Raw genomic sequence first — 16,670 nt, forward strand, 5'->3', positions numbered from 1 at the left:
CTGTCGACGTGCACGCCCAGTTCGACCGCACCCTGGACTACGTGACCGAGACGCTCCCCGCGGTCGCCGAGCACCTCGATACCGCCAGGGCCGACATCCTGGCCTTCACCGAGTTCCCCAAAGACGTGTGGTCCCAAATCTGGTCGAACAATCCCAACGAGCGCCTCAACCGCGAGATCCGCCGCCGCACCGACTCCGTCGGCATCTTCCCCAACCGCGACAGCGTCATCCGCCTCGTCGGCGGCGTCCTGGCCGAGCAGACCGACGAGTGGGCAGAAGGCCGCCGCTACCTCGGGCTGGACGTTCTGGCCCGCTCCCGCATGCGCGTCCTGCCCGACACCGAAAGCGAGGTGGTCGCCGACACCTTCATCGCACTCAGCGCATAAAGCGAAGGATCAGCCGTTACACCACTTCCAGGGACTTGACCTCACCGGGAGCATTGCCGTGCCTAGGAGCACGGCACCGAGCGCCACATCGGCGCTTCGCAGTGGACGACCTCGGTCGCCACTCATGGTCACGCCGACGACTACCACCACACTGCCGATGATCCCGAGGAGGTGAGGAGGGGACCAGAGCACCGAGTCCCGACCGAAGTACTCGTGCCAAAGAACATCGAGGGCGGCCGACAGTGCCACCACGGCAAGAGCCGCACCCGTCAAGACCAGGGCCCGGTGTCGAAGGACCGACAGCGCTGAACGTTCTCTGACCAGAGTCACAACAACCCATGCGGCGATGATCAGCGCGACAGCGGCGATGCTTGAGTACAGCAGTACGTGGGGAGGAGCGAACGTGCTGTCTCGTCCGATCTCAGAGTGCCAAGCTCCGTCCCAGTACGTCGCAATGATCGCCGCCGAGCCTGCGATCACAGCTAACCACCGCAGGGCGATAGGGGTCGACCGCTGCGGGTCGAGAACGGGCGCGGTAGCGGGGGCGACTTAGCTTTTCATGCGGCGAGAGTACCCCCTGGGGTATTGGTACGCAAGCCTCAATCTGGTCATCCACGTCTTGCCATACAGCCCACCCTCGCTGTACTACTTCGCCGGGGCCTTCGGCTTCCGGCTCGCCACAGCACCTCCGAGGATGAGCAAGAGAGCGGCCATGGGATACCCGATGGCAAGATCGAGCAGGAGCGGCGGTTGCTCGGAGCCGAATGCTTCAAGGTGGGTAAGCCAATGCACGAGCCCCATGATCCCGCCCGCCACCATGATCGCCTGCCCGATGCGGAGGAACAGTCGGCGGCGGGTGTAGTCGTCAAGTCGCTTTCGTGCCGGGCGTGGCTCTGAGGCGGTCATGACTGGTCCTCTTTCGTGGGCGCCATGCGTTCGTACTCGTTCACGCCCGCGCTCGACAGCAATGCCGCGGGCAGTTCCAGCCGTCTCGCCAGCGCCATTACGACGAGCGCAACGCCAACGATTGCTGCGGCGATGGCGGTGAGCACATTGATCTTGATCCCGAGCACGTCGAACTCCGTGGGGTCGAGACGGAAAGTGTTGAACCACGCTCGACCGACCCCGTACCAGATGAGATACAGGCCAAGAGCGAGACCCCGCGGTGCGTCGGAGTTGCGGCGCCTACGCCAGAGACGCTCGACAACGAGAATGACCGCGACCCCGACGATGTTCCAGAGCAGTTCATAAAGGAACAGAGGGTGAAACAGCGTGCCCTCAGGGGTACCCGGGGGTATCGCGGGGTTTCCCGGGTCGATGTGAATGCCCCAGGGCAGGGTCGTCGGTGTGCCAAACAATTCTTGATTGACGTAATTGCCCATGCGCCCGATCGCCTGCGCCAGGAGCAAACCTGGTGCGAGCGCATCCGCCGCGTCAAGAAAGCGGATCTGCTCCTGACGAGCGCCGATCCAGAGGCCGATGGCGCCTGCGAGGACGGCGCCAAAGATTGCGATGCCGCCCTCCCAGATGGCAAATACTTTCCAGAGGTCGGCTCCCTCGAAAAAGTAGTCGGAAGGATGTGTGACCACGTGGTAAAACCGTGCACCGACGATGCCGATCGGTATGGCCCACAGCGCGATCGCGAGCGCCGAACCGCGAGGAAGCCCGCGGCGATGCAACCGCCGGCCCATGACAATGACTGCGACGGCCATACCCGTCACGATGAATAGTGCGTAGAAGCGAATCTCGACGAATCCGAGATCGATCGAATTAACTGCCGGACTGTACAGTCCGGACTCAAACGGCTTGGTGATCGACAACACAGAGCTCTCCCTTTGGTAGATGATGGATGAAGACGGCTCGCGGCGAGCCGAAATTGGTACTGTGGAGCACGCCTCGGCAGGCACCATCCCTGGGCCATCCGCCGCACAGGCGCGGTCCGCACGCGACTGGCTTTGTTACCCTGGCGGCTCTCGCTGCGTTCAGGCCGCGATCAGCGAATGCAAACAGACATCGCCGTCAGGTCGGGCCTGGGGGCGGGCATAGCTGTCGGTGGCAGTGGAGCATGAGATGGTTGTTCGCGAGGCGAACTAGGAATGTGATTGAGGGTGGCGGGTCGGATTGACGCCAGCACGAACAGCGCGATCGTGAGGCATGCAGCGAATGCGTCTCGAGGTTCGAGACACGCGCTTGCGCACGATTCGGCTTGCGGGGAAGCGAACCCGGGGTTCTCGAGCTCGAACTGAAGCGACGGTCCGGAACGACCATCTAGCACGTCGATAGGAGAAGAGACGGAGCCCTCGACGCTCGCTGGGGCGCTGGCGATTGCCCCACCAATGATCGCGCACGACATGACGAGCAGGGTGACGGCCACGATGACGAGACGTGCGAGCGCTGATCGCCGGGAAGTTGGCAACCCACCCTCGTCTACTCGCTGCGCCCACACAAGCGCTATAGTACCTGGCACCCGAACAGCTTGCGCCGCCGTCCTAGCTCGCGTTCGTCGTGAGCCAGGCGAAGGGATCGATCGCGATACCGTCGATCGCGATTTCGAGGTGCAAGTGAGGGCCCGTTGAGAGTCCCGAATTGCCAACCGTGCCGACGAGAGTCCCCACCGGGATCTCCTGCCCTACCTTGAGTGGCGAGCTGTCCCACTCCATGTGGGCGTAAAGGCTTGTTACCCTCTGCCCATTGATCATGTGCGAGATCTCGACGCGGTAGCCGTACGACGTGTACTGGCCGACGCCGGTGACGACGCCATCGGCGATCGCGTAGATGGGATTGCCCCGTCCGCCAAGCATGTCGAGGCCACGGTGGTAGGAGGAGCAGCCGAAGCACGGGGCAACGCGGTCGCCGAACCCCGAGCTGATGGGCACCGGGTTCGGGAACGGCCACCGCACGGCGCCCGTGCCGTTGGTCGCGTAGGAGAAGTTTCGGGTTCCGTACTTGAGGCGAAGCATTTCGGCGTATGAGGTCACAGACCAGTCGTCGCGGCTCGCGACGGGGGCAGCGACCTCGGCCATCGCGGCCATGTCGAGCACCTGGCCCTCTTCGAGCTCAGCCTCGGCGAGAATCTCGGTGCCGTCGTCGGCCATGGTGGCGTCGTTGGTCGGCACCGAAGCGAACGCAGCCGATGCAGGCGGGGCATCCGGGTCAAAGAGTGCGCTCGGCGGCACAGAAGTCCCGATGAGGAGCGCGGCGGCCGCGGCCATGACGACCGGAGGAAAAGCTCTTTGCGCGACACGGCGTCGCAGGGACACGGTCGGCCCTGAGGTCGTGGCCGTGCTGGGGAGTGGTGCGGGAGCAGCAGGGGCGGGTCGACGCAGCACGGATCGAGCCTCGTGCGCACGGCGTCCACGCGAGGCAGCCGGGTGGTCTACCTGTGGTGCCCCGGTCGCGCTGGCAACTGGCTCAATTACGACGGGTTCGGTGGCAGCAGGCTCAATGGCCTCAAGTGGTGCGGTGGCGATGTCAGCCGGGTCAACGGGTGCCTGCGCAGCCGAAGGCGTCTCGGCGGGCTCGGCCCGACGGTTGGCGCCGCGTCCACGACGGGTCGACGACTTCTTCTCAGCCTCGCGCAATGCGCGGCGACTGAGCGGCGCCGCTTCTGATGCCTCGCGAGGCGTTTCCACCGGCTCGGTAACCGGGGAATCCTCAGTAAAAGAGAAGCCGAGAGATTCGAGTCCGCCGGGGAGTGCGGTGGCGTCCGTGTCAGGACTGCTCTGCCGCGGCTGGTGCTGGTCGGTCACAGGTATCGAGGGGCCTTACTTCGTGTCATGTACGTGGACTGTTCCGCGCAACCTACATCGTTCAGCCTCTCGGCCACGACGGGGGATTGATGTGATCACGCGAAATCCGACTATCACGGATTGGTAAAGGCTAACCGCTCCGACACGATTCGACCAGTCGGTGGGCCACCTTTGCAGAGGATCATCAGGGAGACTCCGCGCCCGCGGCTCCCAGGCTCACGAGGACCGGCTCCAACACCTGGCAGAACGGCAAGGCCGAACGGTTCAACCGAAACCTGCAGGAGAACTGGGCGTACCGACACCCATTCCTAACCAACCAAGCCCGTCACGATGCTCTCGCGCCGTGGCTTGAGCATTACAACTACGCTCGAGCACACACCGCTTGCGGAGTCATCTGAATCGGCCTGACTTTCGTTCCGTTCTTCAAGCAAGGATGGAACACGATTCACAGAAGATATTCGCCGGAGATGCGTGAGCGGGCTTTGCGGATGCTCGCGGAGGCACGGCCGGAGCACCCGACGATGATGAGCGCGGTGCGTCACGTGGCCGGGCTGCTGGGCATGAGCGCGGAAACGCTGCGATTGTGGCAGCGCCGTTACGAGGCCGACGCGGGCGTCAAGCCCGGTCTGACCACGGATGCGGCGGCGGAGATCAAGCGGCTGCAGAAGGAGAACGCCGAGCTGCGCAAGGCGAACGAGATCCTCAAGGCTGCGAGCGTGTTTTTCGCGAAGGAGCTCGACCGCCCCTGACCGAGATGATCCGGTTCATTGACCTGCACCGGGATCGTTTCGGGGTCGAGCTCATCTGCCGAGTCCTTGGACCGGCAGTCCAGGGGTTCCTCACCTCCCGCGGTTACCGCGCCGCCGTCGGACGTGCGCCGTCGGCACGGCAGCTGCGGGATGACCTGCTGGTGCCGGAGATCGCCCGTCTGCACGCGGAGAACTACGGCGTCTATGGGCGCCGGAAGATGCACGCCCTAATGCGACGCCAGGGCTGGGACATCGGCAGGGACCAGACCGAGCGGCTGATGCGGCTGGCCGGGGTGCGCGGGGTGAAGAAGTCGAAGCGCGTGTTCACGACTCGTTCGGACACGGCGACGGTGCTGCCGAAAGATCTGGTCAACCGGAAGTTCACTGCCGACGCGCCACGCCGGCTCTGGGTCTGCGACGTGACCTACGTCGCTACGTGGTCCGGGTTCGCCTACGTCGCGTTCGTCACCGACGTCTACTCCCGCCGGATCGTCGGCTGGAATGTCGCGGCCACGTTGAAGGCCGAGATCCTGCCGCTTCAGGCGCTCGACATGGCCGCTTGGGACGCTGGCGACGACCTGACCGGGCTGACGCATCACTCGGATCACGGCTCGAACTACATGGCGATGGTCTACACCGACCGGATCGTCGAGCTCGGCGCCGTGCCCTCCACCGGGACCGTCGGCGACTCGTTTGATAACGCGATGGCAGAGGCGATCAACAACCTCTACAAAACCGAGCTGATCCGCCAGCAAGGACCCTGGCGCACGGTCGAGCAGGTCGAGCTCGCAACGCTCGAATACGTCTGGTGGTGGAACAACCAGCGCCTCCACGGCGAACTCGACATGCGCACTCCGATTGAGGTCGAAACCGCGTACTACGCTGACCTCGAATCAGCCAATCCAGCACCTGCCGGACAAGGCTCCCAATAGGAACGAAAGTCAGGCCGATTCAGTTCTTCGCTGACAAGACGAGTGGACAGTACGACACGATCATCTACTGCACCGGCTATACCGCTGACTACGGGTGGATGCAGATCCCGGACGCTCTCGATCGAAACGGCATGCCCTCCCACAAGGGTGGACAGTCACAGACCGTCAGCGGGCTGTACTTCCTCGGCTTGGGATGGCTTCGTTCACGAAACTCTGCCTTCATGGGTGGCGTCGGCACCGATGTCAAAGTCATCATCGATCGGATCGCCGGCACCGCTAAGACCGACGCTGCGCGCGACACTTCGGAGGCACGCAGATGAGGGTCCACGTTTCCACCTTCCTCAACGCCAGTCCCACCACGGTGTGGAGCACGGTCAAGCGCAAAGAGTTGCTTCATTGCGTCATCGCACCGATGGGCAAGTTCTCTCCCCTCGATGGGATAACCCGAGGCACCTGGATTCCCGGAACGGCGTATGACGGCCGAAGCTTCATGTTCTCGATCATCCCGGTGGGGACGAGGACAATCCTCATCGAGAGCGTCGATGACCGCTCGATGACAATTCAGTCACGCGAGCATGGTGAGATCGGGTTGAAGAAGTGGGACCACCTGATCGCGGTCAAGCCGGAGGGCGACGGCTCGCGCTACTCCGACACGATTGAGATCGACGCTGGTGTCTTCACGCTTCTGTATTGGTGATACGCAGAGATGTGCTATCGGCATCGTCAGCGCAAGTGGAGGAAGCTCGTCCGGCACGACTTCGCCGGCCTGTGAACAGCCCAAGTCGCACAGGCATGCAGGACATGAGCTCGTCACATCATGAAGTGCAGGCTGAGCCAGGGCGGATCGAAACGCCATGCCAACGTAGACTTTCGAGCACGAGCTTCGCGTGGGCCGAGTTCCGCTTTCCTGAGACTAGCTATCAGGAGCGCGACGCAGACTTGCTCCCGAAGGCCACCGATCTAGGAGAAGTATGAGCGCCGTCGCCAGCCGACATGCCCGCCGCCTCGTCGTCACCATCGCGATCGCCGTCGTGCTCACCGGATGCACCGCCAACGACTCCCTCGCCGAGCAGTACCGATCGGGCAACGGGCAGGGGTACATTTCGGGCGACGGCGCATATACCGTTATCGCCGAAGCCGACCGCGGCGAGGCCATCGAATTCGAGGGCACGATCGAGAACGGCGACACGGTCTCGAGCGATGACTACCGCGGCGAGGTGCTCGTTGTGAACTTCTGGTACGCGGCGTGCCCGCCCTGCCGGCTCGAGGCCCCCGATCTTGAGGCGCTCTCGCAGCAGTTCGCGCCCGACGGGGTGAGCTTTCTCGGCATGAACATCTACGACCAGGCACCCACCGCGATGTCGTTCGCCGAGGAGTTCGGAGTGACATACCCCTCGATCCTCGACGCCAATGACGGGTCGGTGCGTCTCGCGTTCGCGGGGCAAGTTGCGCCGAACGCCGTGCCGACCACGCTCGTGCTCGACCAGCAGGGCCGCGTCGCCGCTCGTATTTCGGGGGTCATCAGCGAGCCGAGTGTCCTGCGCTCGATGATCACTGACGTGCTCGCCGAAGACTCGTGATCGCCATCGCGGGCACTCTCGCGGGCGCGGTCAACCCGATCGGTGCGATCGTGCTGAGCGGCAACCTGCTGCTCGCCCTGCCCATCGCGCTCGCCGCCGGGTTTCTCGCCTTCGCCTCGCCCTGCGTGCTACCACTCGTGCCCGGCTACCTCGCCTATATCGGCGGCGTCACGAGTAGCAGCGAGCTCGCGCAACGGCGGGGCCGCCTGCTGTTGGGTGTGGCGCTCTTCGTGTTGGGGTACAGCATCGTCTTCGTGAGTCTCTCGATCGTCTTCGCGACGGCGGGCCTGCTGCTACTGCCGTGGATCGACCTCATCACGCGCATCGCGGGCGTCATCGTGATCCTCATGGGCCTCGTGTTCATCGGTCAGGTGTCGTTCTTGCAACGCAAGGTCGCGCCGCGCCTCCAGGTTGCCACCGGGCTCGGAGGCGCGCCGCTGCTCGGCATCGTGTTCGGGCTCGGGTGGGCGCCCTGTATCGGGCCCACTCTCGTCGCCGTGAATGCTCTCGTTATCAACGAGGGTGACATCGGTCGTGCGGCGATCATCGCGCTCATGTACTGCTTGGGTCTCGGCATCCCGTTTTTGCTCGTCGCGTTCGGGTTCCGCTGGGTGGCGGGTGCAACGGAGTGGCTCAAACGGAACATCCGGGCCATCAACATCATCGGCGGCGCGCTGCTTATCGCCATCGGCCTTGCCATGGTCACCGGGCTGTGGCAGCAGTTCATTTCGAGCCTCGGGGCGGTGATCGGTGGAACCGTTACGCCCCTCTGATCACCACGATACCGAGGCTCCCGAGCCGCGGTCGACGACGATCGCGCAGCCAAGGCTCGACGCGGTCGGTTGGCTGCGGTTCTTCTGGCGTCAGCTCACGAGCATGCGCACGGCACTCTTGCTGCTGTTGCTCCTCGCCGTGGCCGCGATTCCCGGCTCGCTCGTACCGCAGCGCTCGGCCGACCCCAACGGCGTCGTGCAATACGAGCGAAACAACCCCGAGTTGTTCGCTGTCTTGGACACCCTGCAGGTTTTCGACACCTACAGCTCGGTCTGGTTCTCGTCCATCTACTTGCTCCTGTTCGTCTCGCTCATCGGTTGCGTGATCCCGCGCACCCAGCACCACTGGCGGGCGCTGCGGGCCGCGCCGCCCGCGACCCCTGCGCGCTTGAACCGGCTTGTCGGGTACACCGAGCGGCACGCGGCCGGCGAGGTCGCGGCGGCTCTTGAGGCCGGCGAACGGGTGCTGCGACGACAGGGTTTCCGTGTCGCGCGGTATGGCGACTCGATCAGCGCCGAGCGGGGATACCTGCGCGAGACCGGCAATCTCGTCTTCCACTTCGCACTCCTGGGGGTTCTGTTGACCGTCGGAGTCGCTGGGGGTTTCGGCTACAACGGTCAGCGGGTCATTGTTCAAGGCCAGAGCTTCACGAACCAACTCACGAGCTTCGACTCATTCAGCCCCGGTCGCTTTTTTGACGAGACAAGGCTCGATCCCTTCTCGATTCGGCTTGATGACTTCGTGCCCGTCTATGACCTCGATACCACGACAGGTTTCCCAATCGCTCTCGACTTCACCGCATCAGTGACGGTGGTCGAGAACGGAGTCGAACGCACCGAGGACATCAAGGTGAACGAGCCGATCGATATCGCCGGGACGACCACCTACCTGCTGGGCAACGGGTTCGCGCCATGGATCACGGTCTACGACTCCGAGGGAACCGCGATCTTCAGTCAACCCGTGCCGTTCTTGCCACAGGATTCGAATCTCACGAGTCTCGGTGTCGTGAAAGTGCCTGATGGGCTTGACGAACAACTCGGCATGATCGGGTTCTTCTACCCTTCCGCCGTCCCCCTTGAATCGGGCGCCCTGACCTCGGTATTTCCCCAACCCGATCAGCCGGTGCTCACGCTCAATGCCTTCGTCGGCGACCTCAAGTTGAACGAGGGGGTGCCGCGCAGTGTCTACTCGCTCAAGACGGACGAACTGACGCAAATCACGGGCGGCGACACGGGGGTCGAGTCACTTGTTCTCGGTTTGGGCGACGCAGTCGAGTTGCCCGACGGACTTGGCTCGGTTGAGTTCACGAGCCTCCCCCGGTTCGTGAGTCTCGAAGTGCATCACGATCCGACGCAAGTCGGTGTACTGATCTCCGTCGTGCTTGCCTTCCTCGGCCTGCTCACCAGCCTCTTCGTGCCGCGCCGTCGCTTGTGGATTGCGGCCGAAACCACAGGCGACGGCGTAAGGCTGCAGTACGCCGGCCTCGCACGAGGCGACGACCCACGGCTCGAGCGCGCAGTCGCCGAGCTGGCCGACTCGCACGAGGCCACGCTTCGTGACGCGAGCAGCGAACGAACAGTCGCGTCGACCCAACTCTCAGCTTCCCGATCGTAGAATAAGGGTCTTATGGAGAACATGGTTGCCCTCTCGTTGGTCGCCGTCTACTCGGCCATGGGCGTGTACACCATCTCGTTCATCCTCTTCACGTTTGATCTGGCGAAGCGCAGTGCGGCCGAGCCCACCTCGGCCGCTGTCGTCGAGGTCACATCGGCTCGGCAGGCGGGTGGCATTTCGACCGCGGTTCGGGCGACGACGACGGCGGATTCCCCGCCGACAGGCGCCACCCGGTACCAGCGCGCCGCGTTCGCCCTCGCGCTTCTTGGCTGGGTGCTCCACGTTGGGGCCACCGTCTTGCGGGGCGTCGCTGCGGGGCGTGTTCCGTGGGTCAACATGTTCGAGTTCGGCTTGACCGCGACTGCGATCGGTATGGGAGTCTTCCTCGTCGCACAGGTCTGGAAAGACCTCCGTTTCCTGGGCGCCTACATCACCGGCATGACGGTGTTGGCGCTCGGGATCGTGACAGTGAATTTTTATGTTGATGTGATCCCGCTTCCCCCGGCTCTGCAGTCTGTGTGGCTCGTGATTCACGTGTTCGTCGCGTCGCTTGCGACCGGATTCTTCGCGATCGGCGCGGGGCTCTCAATCATGCAGCTGTTGAGCGCTCGCCGCGCCGCGCACAAGGCCGAAGGCCTGCGCTTTCTCGACACGCTGCCCGGGGCGACGACCCTCGAATCGCTCGCCTATCGCGTCAACGTCGTCGGATTCGTGTTCTGGACCTTCACCCTCATCGCGGGAGCGATCTGGGCCGAGCGCGCCTGGGGTCGCTACTGGGGTTGGGACACCAAAGAGGTGTGGACTTTCATCATCTGGACGCTCTTCGCCGCCTACATTCACGCTCGCGCCACACGCGGCTGGCGCGGCGAGCGCTCGGCGTGGCTGGCGATCGTCGGCTTCTCCGCCGTGATCTTCAACTATACGATCGTCAACCTCTTCTTTACGGGGCTCCACTCCTATTCGGGCTTATTATAGGCATCGAAGCTAACGTGCACTGCCGTGGCTGGATGTCTCGATTCCGGCGGGCACTGTTGGGGCTGTAGCGAGACGCTCTCACCGCCTCGCACCGTTGTGCGACCGTGACGCCATCTTGCCGGGAGTCGTCGTCGACCATGGCGATGCGCTGGCCCTACATTGAGGAGCGGTTCGTGGCGAAAATTGACCACGACGCGGCCAGGAAGACTCGAAGTGACGTCGCTCGAAAAGCGTGCATCCAAGCCCGAAACAACAGGCGGTTCACCCAGGCGAAAGCGACTCGCGATAGAAGGGACGAAGCCGCCGAGAAGCACGAGGAGGATGCCGCCATGCCGAAGATCAGTTCCCCCACGGCATCGATCGCGGTCGACGGCAATTAGGCCCCGCGATCACGGCGGCTCTGCCGAAGCACCTCAAGGCAATGGCCGACGGCGGAGTCGGCCCACAAACAGTCAAGGCGACGCGGACGCGACTCAAAGCCGACACCTTCTCAGCGCGACTCGCTGCTATCCACGGCAGCGATCTCAAGTTCTCGGTGCGCCGCCGCCATATTTCTTCGCAGCTTCGGGCTCCATCCCGGGAAGCAAAAGGCGGGCTATGCGGCAGAAAGGTGACCTGCCCCACGTTTCTGGTTCCAGTCTGTCACCTAAACCTTCAGCAGTCCCTCCGGTCGTGCGATTTGTCTCCTCGAGCTCGAGGCATTCGGGCGTGGGATTCGGTGCAGGATGCCGAACACCATCAGTCCGCCAATCGCAAGGAGGGTGATTCCGGTAGTGATCGCAGGTCCGAGGATGCTGGCGGGGGTCAGTCCGGTGCGCAAGGGGACGGTGGTCACGCCAGCGGCGGCAATGTCGACTCCGGCGGAGGCGATAGTGGTACCGTCGGGGGCAATGACCTGGCTGGTGCCAACGGTAGAGACGTTGACGACGGAGCGGCCGGTCTCGATCGCGCGCATGCGGGCGAACGCGAGCTGTTGCAAGTTCTCGTCGGTGCCGCGGAAGTCAGCATTGTTCGTTTGGAACACATACACCTGCGCACCCTGGCGGGCGCCGTCCCAGATCACGGCGTCGTAGATCACGTCGAAGCAAATCGCCAATCCCACCCCGATTCCGTTCACGGTGACCGCGGGCGGGTTCGTGCCGGGGGTGTATTCGCGTTGAATGAGACCGATCAGGTCGGGGGCGAGAAGTTCGTAAAACCAGCGGTCGGGTACATACTCTCCAAACGGGACCGGGTTCACCTTGTCGTGCAGCTGCCGGTCCACATCGCCTTGGGTCCACAAAATCGATGTGTTGAACACGTTGCCCCCGCGGGTGGTGGCGGCATTCACCAAGACAGGGGCGCCCGCCCTAGCGGTCAGCTCGTCGAGCGCCGCCGCGGTGCGGCGGTCCTGGAGCGGGTCACTGTCGACGCTGCCTTCCGGCCACACCAGCAGGTCCATAGGTTGCCCGAGGACGGGTACGGTCGCGGCGGTCTGCGCGGTGAGCACGTCACCAGGTGAGCGGTCGTCAAAGTAGCCGGTGGGACCGTTCCCCTGCACCCACCCAACCCGGAACGACCCGGCGTCGCTGGTGGGGAACGCCGGGACCAGCAGCAGACCCATCCCGATCACGGCGGCGGGTAGCGCGCTGGCCGGGTGGTGGATGCCGCCTGCGCGGCCCCACTGCAGCAGGGCGGCGCACCCGACCGCTATGAGAAACGACAGCCCCGTAACGCCGGTCCAGGACGCTACCTCCGGGAAGGGTCCGTCGACCTGGGTCATCCCTAGGCGGGCCCACGGGAACCCGGTATACGGCCATGCACCCATCACCACTTCCCTGGCCGTCCACAACCCGCCGATCAGCGCGGGAACTGCGACCAGCTGCACAGTGCCCCTTGCCCGGTAGCGGGCGCTCCACTGGTAGGCGAGCGCGATCGGGATCGCGCCCAATCCAAAGAGAACGGCTTCTAGTCCGGCGAGAGCGACCCAGGGGACCGGACCGAGGTAGACGCCGACCCACTCCAAGTGGGTAGCGTAAAACGCGACGCCGTATACGGTACCGACCAGCATCGCGCCACCGGCGCTGCGGCCTATCAGTGTCATCAGGGCGAGGGTGACGCTGACGAAAGTGAGCGGCCACCACCCAACCGCGGGGGTCGCCAGATCCAACGCGAATCCCGCGACAGCCGAGACCAGTAGGGCGGCCCACCATGGCAGCAGGGGGCGGGCAAGGGCCGGCACTGTTGGGGGGTGGGCGGTGTCAGTTGGCAATGGCGCGTCCGAAAGGATCGGTGAGGTCGGTGAGGGAGTTCAGATCGAGCTGTTCGCCGTCCTCGAAGAACGTCGAGGTGCCCCGTTCTTCCATCGCCTTTCCCTCGGCGAAGTCTTGCCCGATCCGAGTCGTCGTGGCAGTGTCGGCGACGGCCTGGTCGACAGCGGCCTTGTCCTGGCCGAGCTCCCCGGGGAAGGTACCGAACAAGTCCAATATAGACACCTGCTGATCGCCCCACTCCGCCGGCGTCTTTAGCATCATGTTTACATTCTTACAGCACGAACCTGAACCGTCCCCGGTTTGATGCCGTTTCCTTTCGAGTCTGGAAGGAAAATGTTCATCATGCCCAAGAAGATCCCGGAGGAGACCAGGCAGCGCGCAGTGCGGCTGGTGCTTGACCATCTCGAGGAGTATCCGAACCTCACCACCGCTTGTCAGACGGTCGCTGCCCGGCTCGGTTTCGGTACCGAGTCGCTGCGCCGATGGGTGCGGCAAGCGCAAGTCGACGCCGGTGCACGTGACGGCCTGACGACGAACGATCTTGAACGCATCAGAAAGCTGGAGAGGGAGAATCGTGAGCTGCGTGAAGCGAACGCGATCCTGCGCGATGCAGCGGTTTTCTTCGCCGGGGAACTCGACCCCCGACGCCGCTGATCCTCGGCTTCATCGAGGAGCAGCGTTCTTTCGGCCGCTCGGTCGGGTCGATCTGCACGGTCCTGCGGCAGCAGGGCGTGCCGGTCGCCGAGCGCACTTATCGGGCCTGGAAACATGCCCAGCCCAGCCATCGAGATATCGACGATGCGCATCTGATCGAGGCGATCCGTGCTGCCCGCGTCAACGACGAGGGTGAGGCGACGCCGGAGTCGATGTATGGGCGGCGGAAGATGACCGCGCTGCTGCGTCGGCAAGGGCTGACCGTCTCTAGCAGGCGCGTCGATCGGCTGATGCGCGAGTTGGGCATCAAGGGGTTGGTGCGAGGCAGAGGCGTGCGCACGACGGTGCCGGATTCCGCGTCGACTCGCGCTCCGGACCTGCTGGATCGCGACTTCACCGCAGCTGCCCCGAACCAACGCTGGGTTGCCGATTTCACCTACGTGCGCACCTGGGCAGGGTTTGTCTATGTCGCGTTCGTCATCGACTGCTTCTCCCGCGCGATCGTCGGCTGGCACGCGGCAACGACGAAGACCACGCCTTTGGTGACCACCGCATTGAGGATGGCCCTTTGGCGACGCGACCGAGCCGGGCATCGTGTTGGCGACGGGCTCGTGCATCACAGCGACGCCGGAGCTCAATTCACCAGCGTGTCCTTCGCCGAAACCTTAGGGCTGGAAGGCATCGCCGCATCGATCGGCTCCGTCGGCGACGCACTCGATAACGCGCTTGCTGAGTCCACGATCGGACTGTTCAAGAACGAAGCCATCCGTGACGGCTCACCGTTCAGAACTGGCCCGCTGCGAACGATTGATGATGTCGAGTGGGCGACCGCGGCATGGGTCGAGTGGTTCAACGCGAGGCGCTTGCACTCGACCCTGGGCAACGTGCCCCCGGAAGAGTTCGAGGCCGACTACTACGCTGACCTCGAAACGTCACACCACCCGGTGCTGACACCCGCATAGGAGCGGCAGAGAACCGGGGACGGTTCAAGCTGCAGGCCCAGCTCGATGAGTTCGTCAGCTACTACAACCAGCGCCGCCCTCACCGATCGCTCCCGCACCACTCAACCCCAGCAGCCCGCTACCGGGCACTGCCGAAGGCAACACCGCGAGGAGCGCAGCACCGGGCAGCTGACTCGCACGACCGCATCCGTCATGACCGTGTCGACAAGAACGGCACCGTTTGCCTGCGCGTGCACAGCGGCATGCGACACATCGGCCTGGGCCGACCTTACGTCGGAACCCGCGTGCTGATCCTCGCCCAAGACCTCAACGTCACCGTCATCAACGCCACCACAGGAGAAGTCATCCGCGAACTCGTCATCGACCTCGAGAAGAACTATCAGCCCCTAGAAAAGGCAAACGGCCGAACCCAAAAATAGGTTCGGCCGTTGCAGATGTCGTGAGACATCACATGGTTGCGGGGGCAGGATTTGAACCTACGACCTCTGGGTTATGAGCCCAGCGAGCTACCGAACTGCTCCACCCCGCGGCGAAGCCCCCAGTCTAGCAGTCGCCCTCGGCACCGTCGAATCGAGCCCGGCACCGGGGCACGCGCTCCCCGTCGGCGCGGCTCACGCCGGTGTCGCGAGAAGTTCGCGGCGCAGATCGACAGGCGAGGTCGGGGCATCCTGCGGCACCCCGGGGTGCGCGACCCGGCCGCCGTCGCTGAAGATCGCACCCCAGATGGTGCTCTGCGCCGCCGTCGCGAGCTTGCGCAGTACCGAGAGGTCGGACGGGGTCGTGATGTTGCGGGGTCGGGAGTCAATGACGCACAGCGCCCCGAAGTACCGACCCTGAGGATCCTGCAGCGGCATGCCCGCGTAGTAGCGGATGCCGTCGACGTCGGTGACGAGCGGGTTGGTGGCGAAGCGCGGGTCGTGCGGAGCATCCGGAACTATGAGCGTCTCCTCGTTGCGCACCGCGATCGCGCAGAAGGACTGCTCGAGCGGCACGCCCTCGAGGTCGATGCCGTAGCGCGCCACGTGCCACTGCCGATCGGGGCCGAGCACCGTCAGCAGAGCGGTCGGGGCGTTCATCGCCGCCGCCGTCATCGTGACGATCTTGTCGAGCGAGGCCTGCGCGCCCTGCAGCAGCTTCACGAGCTCGGGAGCGTCGGCGATACCCGACGTCATGCGGTCCACCGCACGGGTGCGGCGGCGGCCCTCCACCGAGTCGTGCTCGGAGAACGCGAGATCGAGCGCGGGTGCCAGCTCGTGCGCGATGACCGCAGCCCAGGCGGCGTAGTGGGCCGGTGTGTGCCGGCCGGAGGCGCCCTCCGGGCTCGGCACCGCCGGCAGCGGCAGAGTGCGAGCGGTGGGCAACGGGTCGGCCAACCGGTCGGTGATCTCGTTGAGACGGCGCACGAGCAGATCGGCGAACCATCCACCGCGCCCCACGAAGGTCGGGATGGACGTGATCGAGGTCGTCCCGACCAGGAGCAGAAGATTGCCCTGAGCGACCCGATTGCGCCAGATCTCGAGCGCAAGGCGGATGTTGCGCCGCCACACTCGAGGAGATGTGCCCGCGAGCGCGTCGTTGATGCCGACCGTCGTCACGACCGCGTCGTAGTCGCTCAGCCGCGCACCCCCGATGATCGGCGCGAGATTCGCCGACGTCATCTCCGGGTTCGCGATCACGTCGACGATCACGCCGCGCCCCGTCATCGTCCTCAGCGCGCGGGCGAGAGAGCCGGCGAGAGCGAGATCGTGGGAGGCGACGCCCCAGCCGACGGCGGGGCCCGAGCCGATGATGAGCACGCGGTCGGCTGAGGGACCGTCAGCGACGGCGTGCGGCGTGCCCGCGGGGCGCGGCATCCACGAGAGGTCCTGCTGACGCCACGACGCCCACAGTCGCATGAACGGCCTGGCGATGAACACTGCTGCGGCGAGTAGTGCCGACACGATGGGCTTCCCTCCAAGCCCCCCTTCGCTCAGCGAGCCTAGGAGTGCCCGCGAGCGCCCGCCATCCCCCGAGCGCGGGAGCCCTGCTCGGGGGACAGACGGT

General features: G+C 64.6%; 17 protein-coding genes, 1 tRNA gene and 2 pseudogenes. 12 read left to right on the top strand and 8 right to left on the bottom strand.

The window, feature by feature from the left end:
- Positions 1 to 386, top strand: a pseudogene (locus tag FK219_RS13650) (transposase); the annotation flags it as partial.
- Between the two features lie 9 nt (positions 387 to 395).
- On the opposite strand, the gene FK219_RS06005 reads toward FK219_RS13650, so the two are convergent.
- From FK219_RS06005 to FK219_RS06020, 4 genes are all read right to left on the bottom strand, one after another.
- A complete protein-coding gene (locus FK219_RS06005) occupies positions 396 to 866 on the bottom strand; it encodes a hypothetical protein (RefSeq protein WP_152582364.1) in 471 nt (156 codons plus the stop codon).
- A 165-nt stretch (positions 867 to 1,031) separates the two neighbouring features.
- The gene (locus FK219_RS06010; RefSeq protein WP_152582365.1) at positions 1,032 to 1,292 is read right to left on the bottom strand and encodes a hypothetical protein; all 261 of its coding nucleotides are present in this window, start codon (positions 1,290 to 1,292) and stop codon (positions 1,032 to 1,034) included.
- Complete coding sequence (lgt, locus tag FK219_RS06015; RefSeq protein WP_328821615.1) at positions 1,289 to 2,209, bottom strand: prolipoprotein diacylglyceryl transferase; 921 nt, start codon at positions 2,207 to 2,209, stop codon at positions 1,289 to 1,291. The genes FK219_RS06010 and lgt overlap by 4 nt, the downstream gene beginning before the upstream one ends.
- 666 nt (positions 2,210 to 2,875) lie before the next feature.
- Entirely contained in the window at positions 2,876 to 3,715 is an 840-nt protein-coding gene (locus FK219_RS06020) for a M23 family metallopeptidase (protein ID WP_152582367.1), read from the bottom strand.
- 659 nt (positions 3,716 to 4,374) lie between these two features.
- On the opposite strand from FK219_RS06020, the pseudogene FK219_RS06025 reads away from it, so the two are divergent.
- From FK219_RS06025 to FK219_RS06060, 9 genes and pseudogenes are all read left to right on the top strand, one after another.
- Positions 4,375 to 4,533: pseudogene (locus FK219_RS06025) on the top strand (integrase core domain-containing protein); the annotation flags it as partial.
- 69 nt (positions 4,534 to 4,602) lie between these two features.
- A protein-coding gene (locus FK219_RS06030) for an IS3 family transposase (protein ID WP_407941885.1) occupies positions 4,603 to 5,816 on the top strand; the annotation gives its coding sequence in 2 pieces (ribosomal slippage) (positions 4,603 to 4,864 and positions 4,864 to 5,816; 1,215 coding nt in all).
- Positions 5,817 to 5,914: 98 nt separating this feature from the next.
- On the top strand, positions 5,915 to 6,136 hold the full coding sequence (locus FK219_RS13445; protein ID WP_210416783.1) for a hypothetical protein: 222 nt from the start codon (positions 5,915 to 5,917) through the stop codon (positions 6,134 to 6,136).
- Complete coding sequence (locus FK219_RS06035) at positions 6,133 to 6,513, top strand: hypothetical protein (RefSeq protein ID WP_152582368.1); 381 nt, start codon at positions 6,133 to 6,135, stop codon at positions 6,511 to 6,513. The genes FK219_RS13445 and FK219_RS06035 overlap by 4 nt, the downstream gene beginning before the upstream one ends.
- A 274-nt stretch (positions 6,514 to 6,787) precedes the next feature.
- Positions 6,788 to 7,396, top strand: coding sequence for a TlpA family protein disulfide reductase (locus tag FK219_RS06040; RefSeq protein WP_152582369.1), 609 nt, complete (start codon positions 6,788 to 6,790; stop codon positions 7,394 to 7,396).
- On the top strand, positions 7,393 to 8,169 hold the full coding sequence (locus FK219_RS06045; RefSeq protein WP_328821616.1) for a cytochrome c biogenesis CcdA family protein: 777 nt from the start codon (positions 7,393 to 7,395) through the stop codon (positions 8,167 to 8,169). Before FK219_RS06040 ends, FK219_RS06045 begins: the two co-directional genes overlap by 4 nt.
- 103 nt (positions 8,170 to 8,272) lie before the next feature.
- Positions 8,273 to 9,784: a cytochrome c biogenesis protein ResB gene (gene resB / locus FK219_RS06050; protein ID WP_235923788.1), complete on the top strand. Its 1,512-nt coding sequence runs from the start codon at positions 8,273 to 8,275 to the stop codon at positions 9,782 to 9,784.
- A 12-nt stretch (positions 9,785 to 9,796) separates the two neighbouring features.
- The gene (gene ccsB / locus FK219_RS06055) at positions 9,797 to 10,759 is read left to right on the top strand and encodes a c-type cytochrome biogenesis protein CcsB (RefSeq protein WP_235923789.1); all 963 of its coding nucleotides are present in this window, start codon (positions 9,797 to 9,799) and stop codon (positions 10,757 to 10,759) included.
- Positions 10,760 to 10,932: 173 nt separating this feature from the next.
- Entirely contained in the window at positions 10,933 to 11,139 is a 207-nt protein-coding gene (locus tag FK219_RS06060; protein WP_152582371.1) for a hypothetical protein, read from the top strand.
- Between the two features lie 266 nt (positions 11,140 to 11,405).
- On the opposite strand, the gene lnt is transcribed toward FK219_RS06060, so the two are convergent.
- Complete coding sequence (gene lnt, locus FK219_RS06065; RefSeq protein ID WP_407941886.1) at positions 11,406 to 13,010, bottom strand: apolipoprotein N-acyltransferase; 1,605 nt, start codon at positions 13,008 to 13,010, stop codon at positions 11,406 to 11,408.
- Positions 13,000 to 13,272 (bottom strand): DsbA family protein, encoded by a 273-nt coding sequence (locus tag FK219_RS06070; RefSeq protein ID WP_152582372.1) that lies wholly within the window; start codon positions 13,270 to 13,272, stop codon positions 13,000 to 13,002. The genes lnt and FK219_RS06070 overlap by 11 nt, the downstream gene beginning before the upstream one ends.
- Before the next feature lie 81 nt (positions 13,273 to 13,353).
- On the opposite strand from FK219_RS06070, the gene FK219_RS06075 reads away from it, so the two are divergent.
- Positions 13,354 to 14,627, top strand: a protein-coding gene (locus tag FK219_RS06075) for an IS3 family transposase (protein WP_152582373.1) whose coding sequence is annotated in 2 segments (ribosomal slippage) — positions 13,354 to 13,624 and positions 13,624 to 14,627 — 1,275 coding nt in all. Because the reading frame shifts where the segments join, the coding sequence is not laid out codon by codon here.
- Positions 14,628 to 14,857: 230 nt separating this feature from the next.
- Entirely contained in the window at positions 14,858 to 15,046 is a 189-nt protein-coding gene (locus FK219_RS06080; RefSeq protein WP_152582374.1) for a hypothetical protein, read from the top strand.
- A gap of 33 nt (positions 15,047 to 15,079) precedes the next feature.
- On the opposite strand, the gene FK219_RS06085 is transcribed toward FK219_RS06080, so the two are convergent.
- Together FK219_RS06085 and FK219_RS14085 are read right to left on the bottom strand one after the other, a co-directional pair.
- Positions 15,080 to 15,156, bottom strand: a tRNA-Met gene (locus tag FK219_RS06085).
- A gap of 82 nt (positions 15,157 to 15,238) precedes the next feature.
- Complete coding sequence (locus FK219_RS14085) at positions 15,239 to 16,567, bottom strand: GAF domain-containing protein (RefSeq protein ID WP_152582375.1); 1,329 nt, start codon at positions 16,565 to 16,567, stop codon at positions 15,239 to 15,241.
- Positions 16,568 to 16,670: the final 103 nt, after the last annotated feature.

This window comes from Microcella pacifica (assembly GCF_009371975.2).
Taxonomy (GTDB): domain Bacteria; phylum Actinomycetota; class Actinomycetes; order Actinomycetales; family Microbacteriaceae; genus Microcella; species Microcella pacifica.

Bases quoted from the DNA above. Each gene is read 5' to 3' on its own strand.
- FK219_RS06010 (WP_152582365.1), bottom strand. From the start codon at position 1,292: ATGACCGCCTCAGAGCCACGCCCGGCACGAAAGCGACTTGACGACTAC.
- FK219_RS13445 (WP_210416783.1), top strand. From the start codon at position 5,915: ATGCAGATCCCGGACGCTCTCGATCGAAACGGCATGCCCTCCCACAAG.
- FK219_RS06035 (WP_152582368.1), top strand. From the start codon at position 6,133: ATGAGGGTCCACGTTTCCACCTTCCTCAACGCCAGTCCCACCACGGTG.
- FK219_RS06040 (WP_152582369.1), top strand. From the start codon at position 6,788: ATGAGCGCCGTCGCCAGCCGACATGCCCGCCGCCTCGTCGTCACCATC.
- resB (WP_235923788.1), top strand. From the start codon at position 8,273: ATGCGCACGGCACTCTTGCTGCTGTTGCTCCTCGCCGTGGCCGCGATT.
- ccsB (WP_235923789.1), top strand. From the start codon at position 9,797: ATGGAGAACATGGTTGCCCTCTCGTTGGTCGCCGTCTACTCGGCCATG.
- FK219_RS06070 (WP_152582372.1), bottom strand. From the start codon at position 13,272: ATGATGCTAAAGACGCCGGCGGAGTGGGGCGATCAGCAGGTGTCTATA.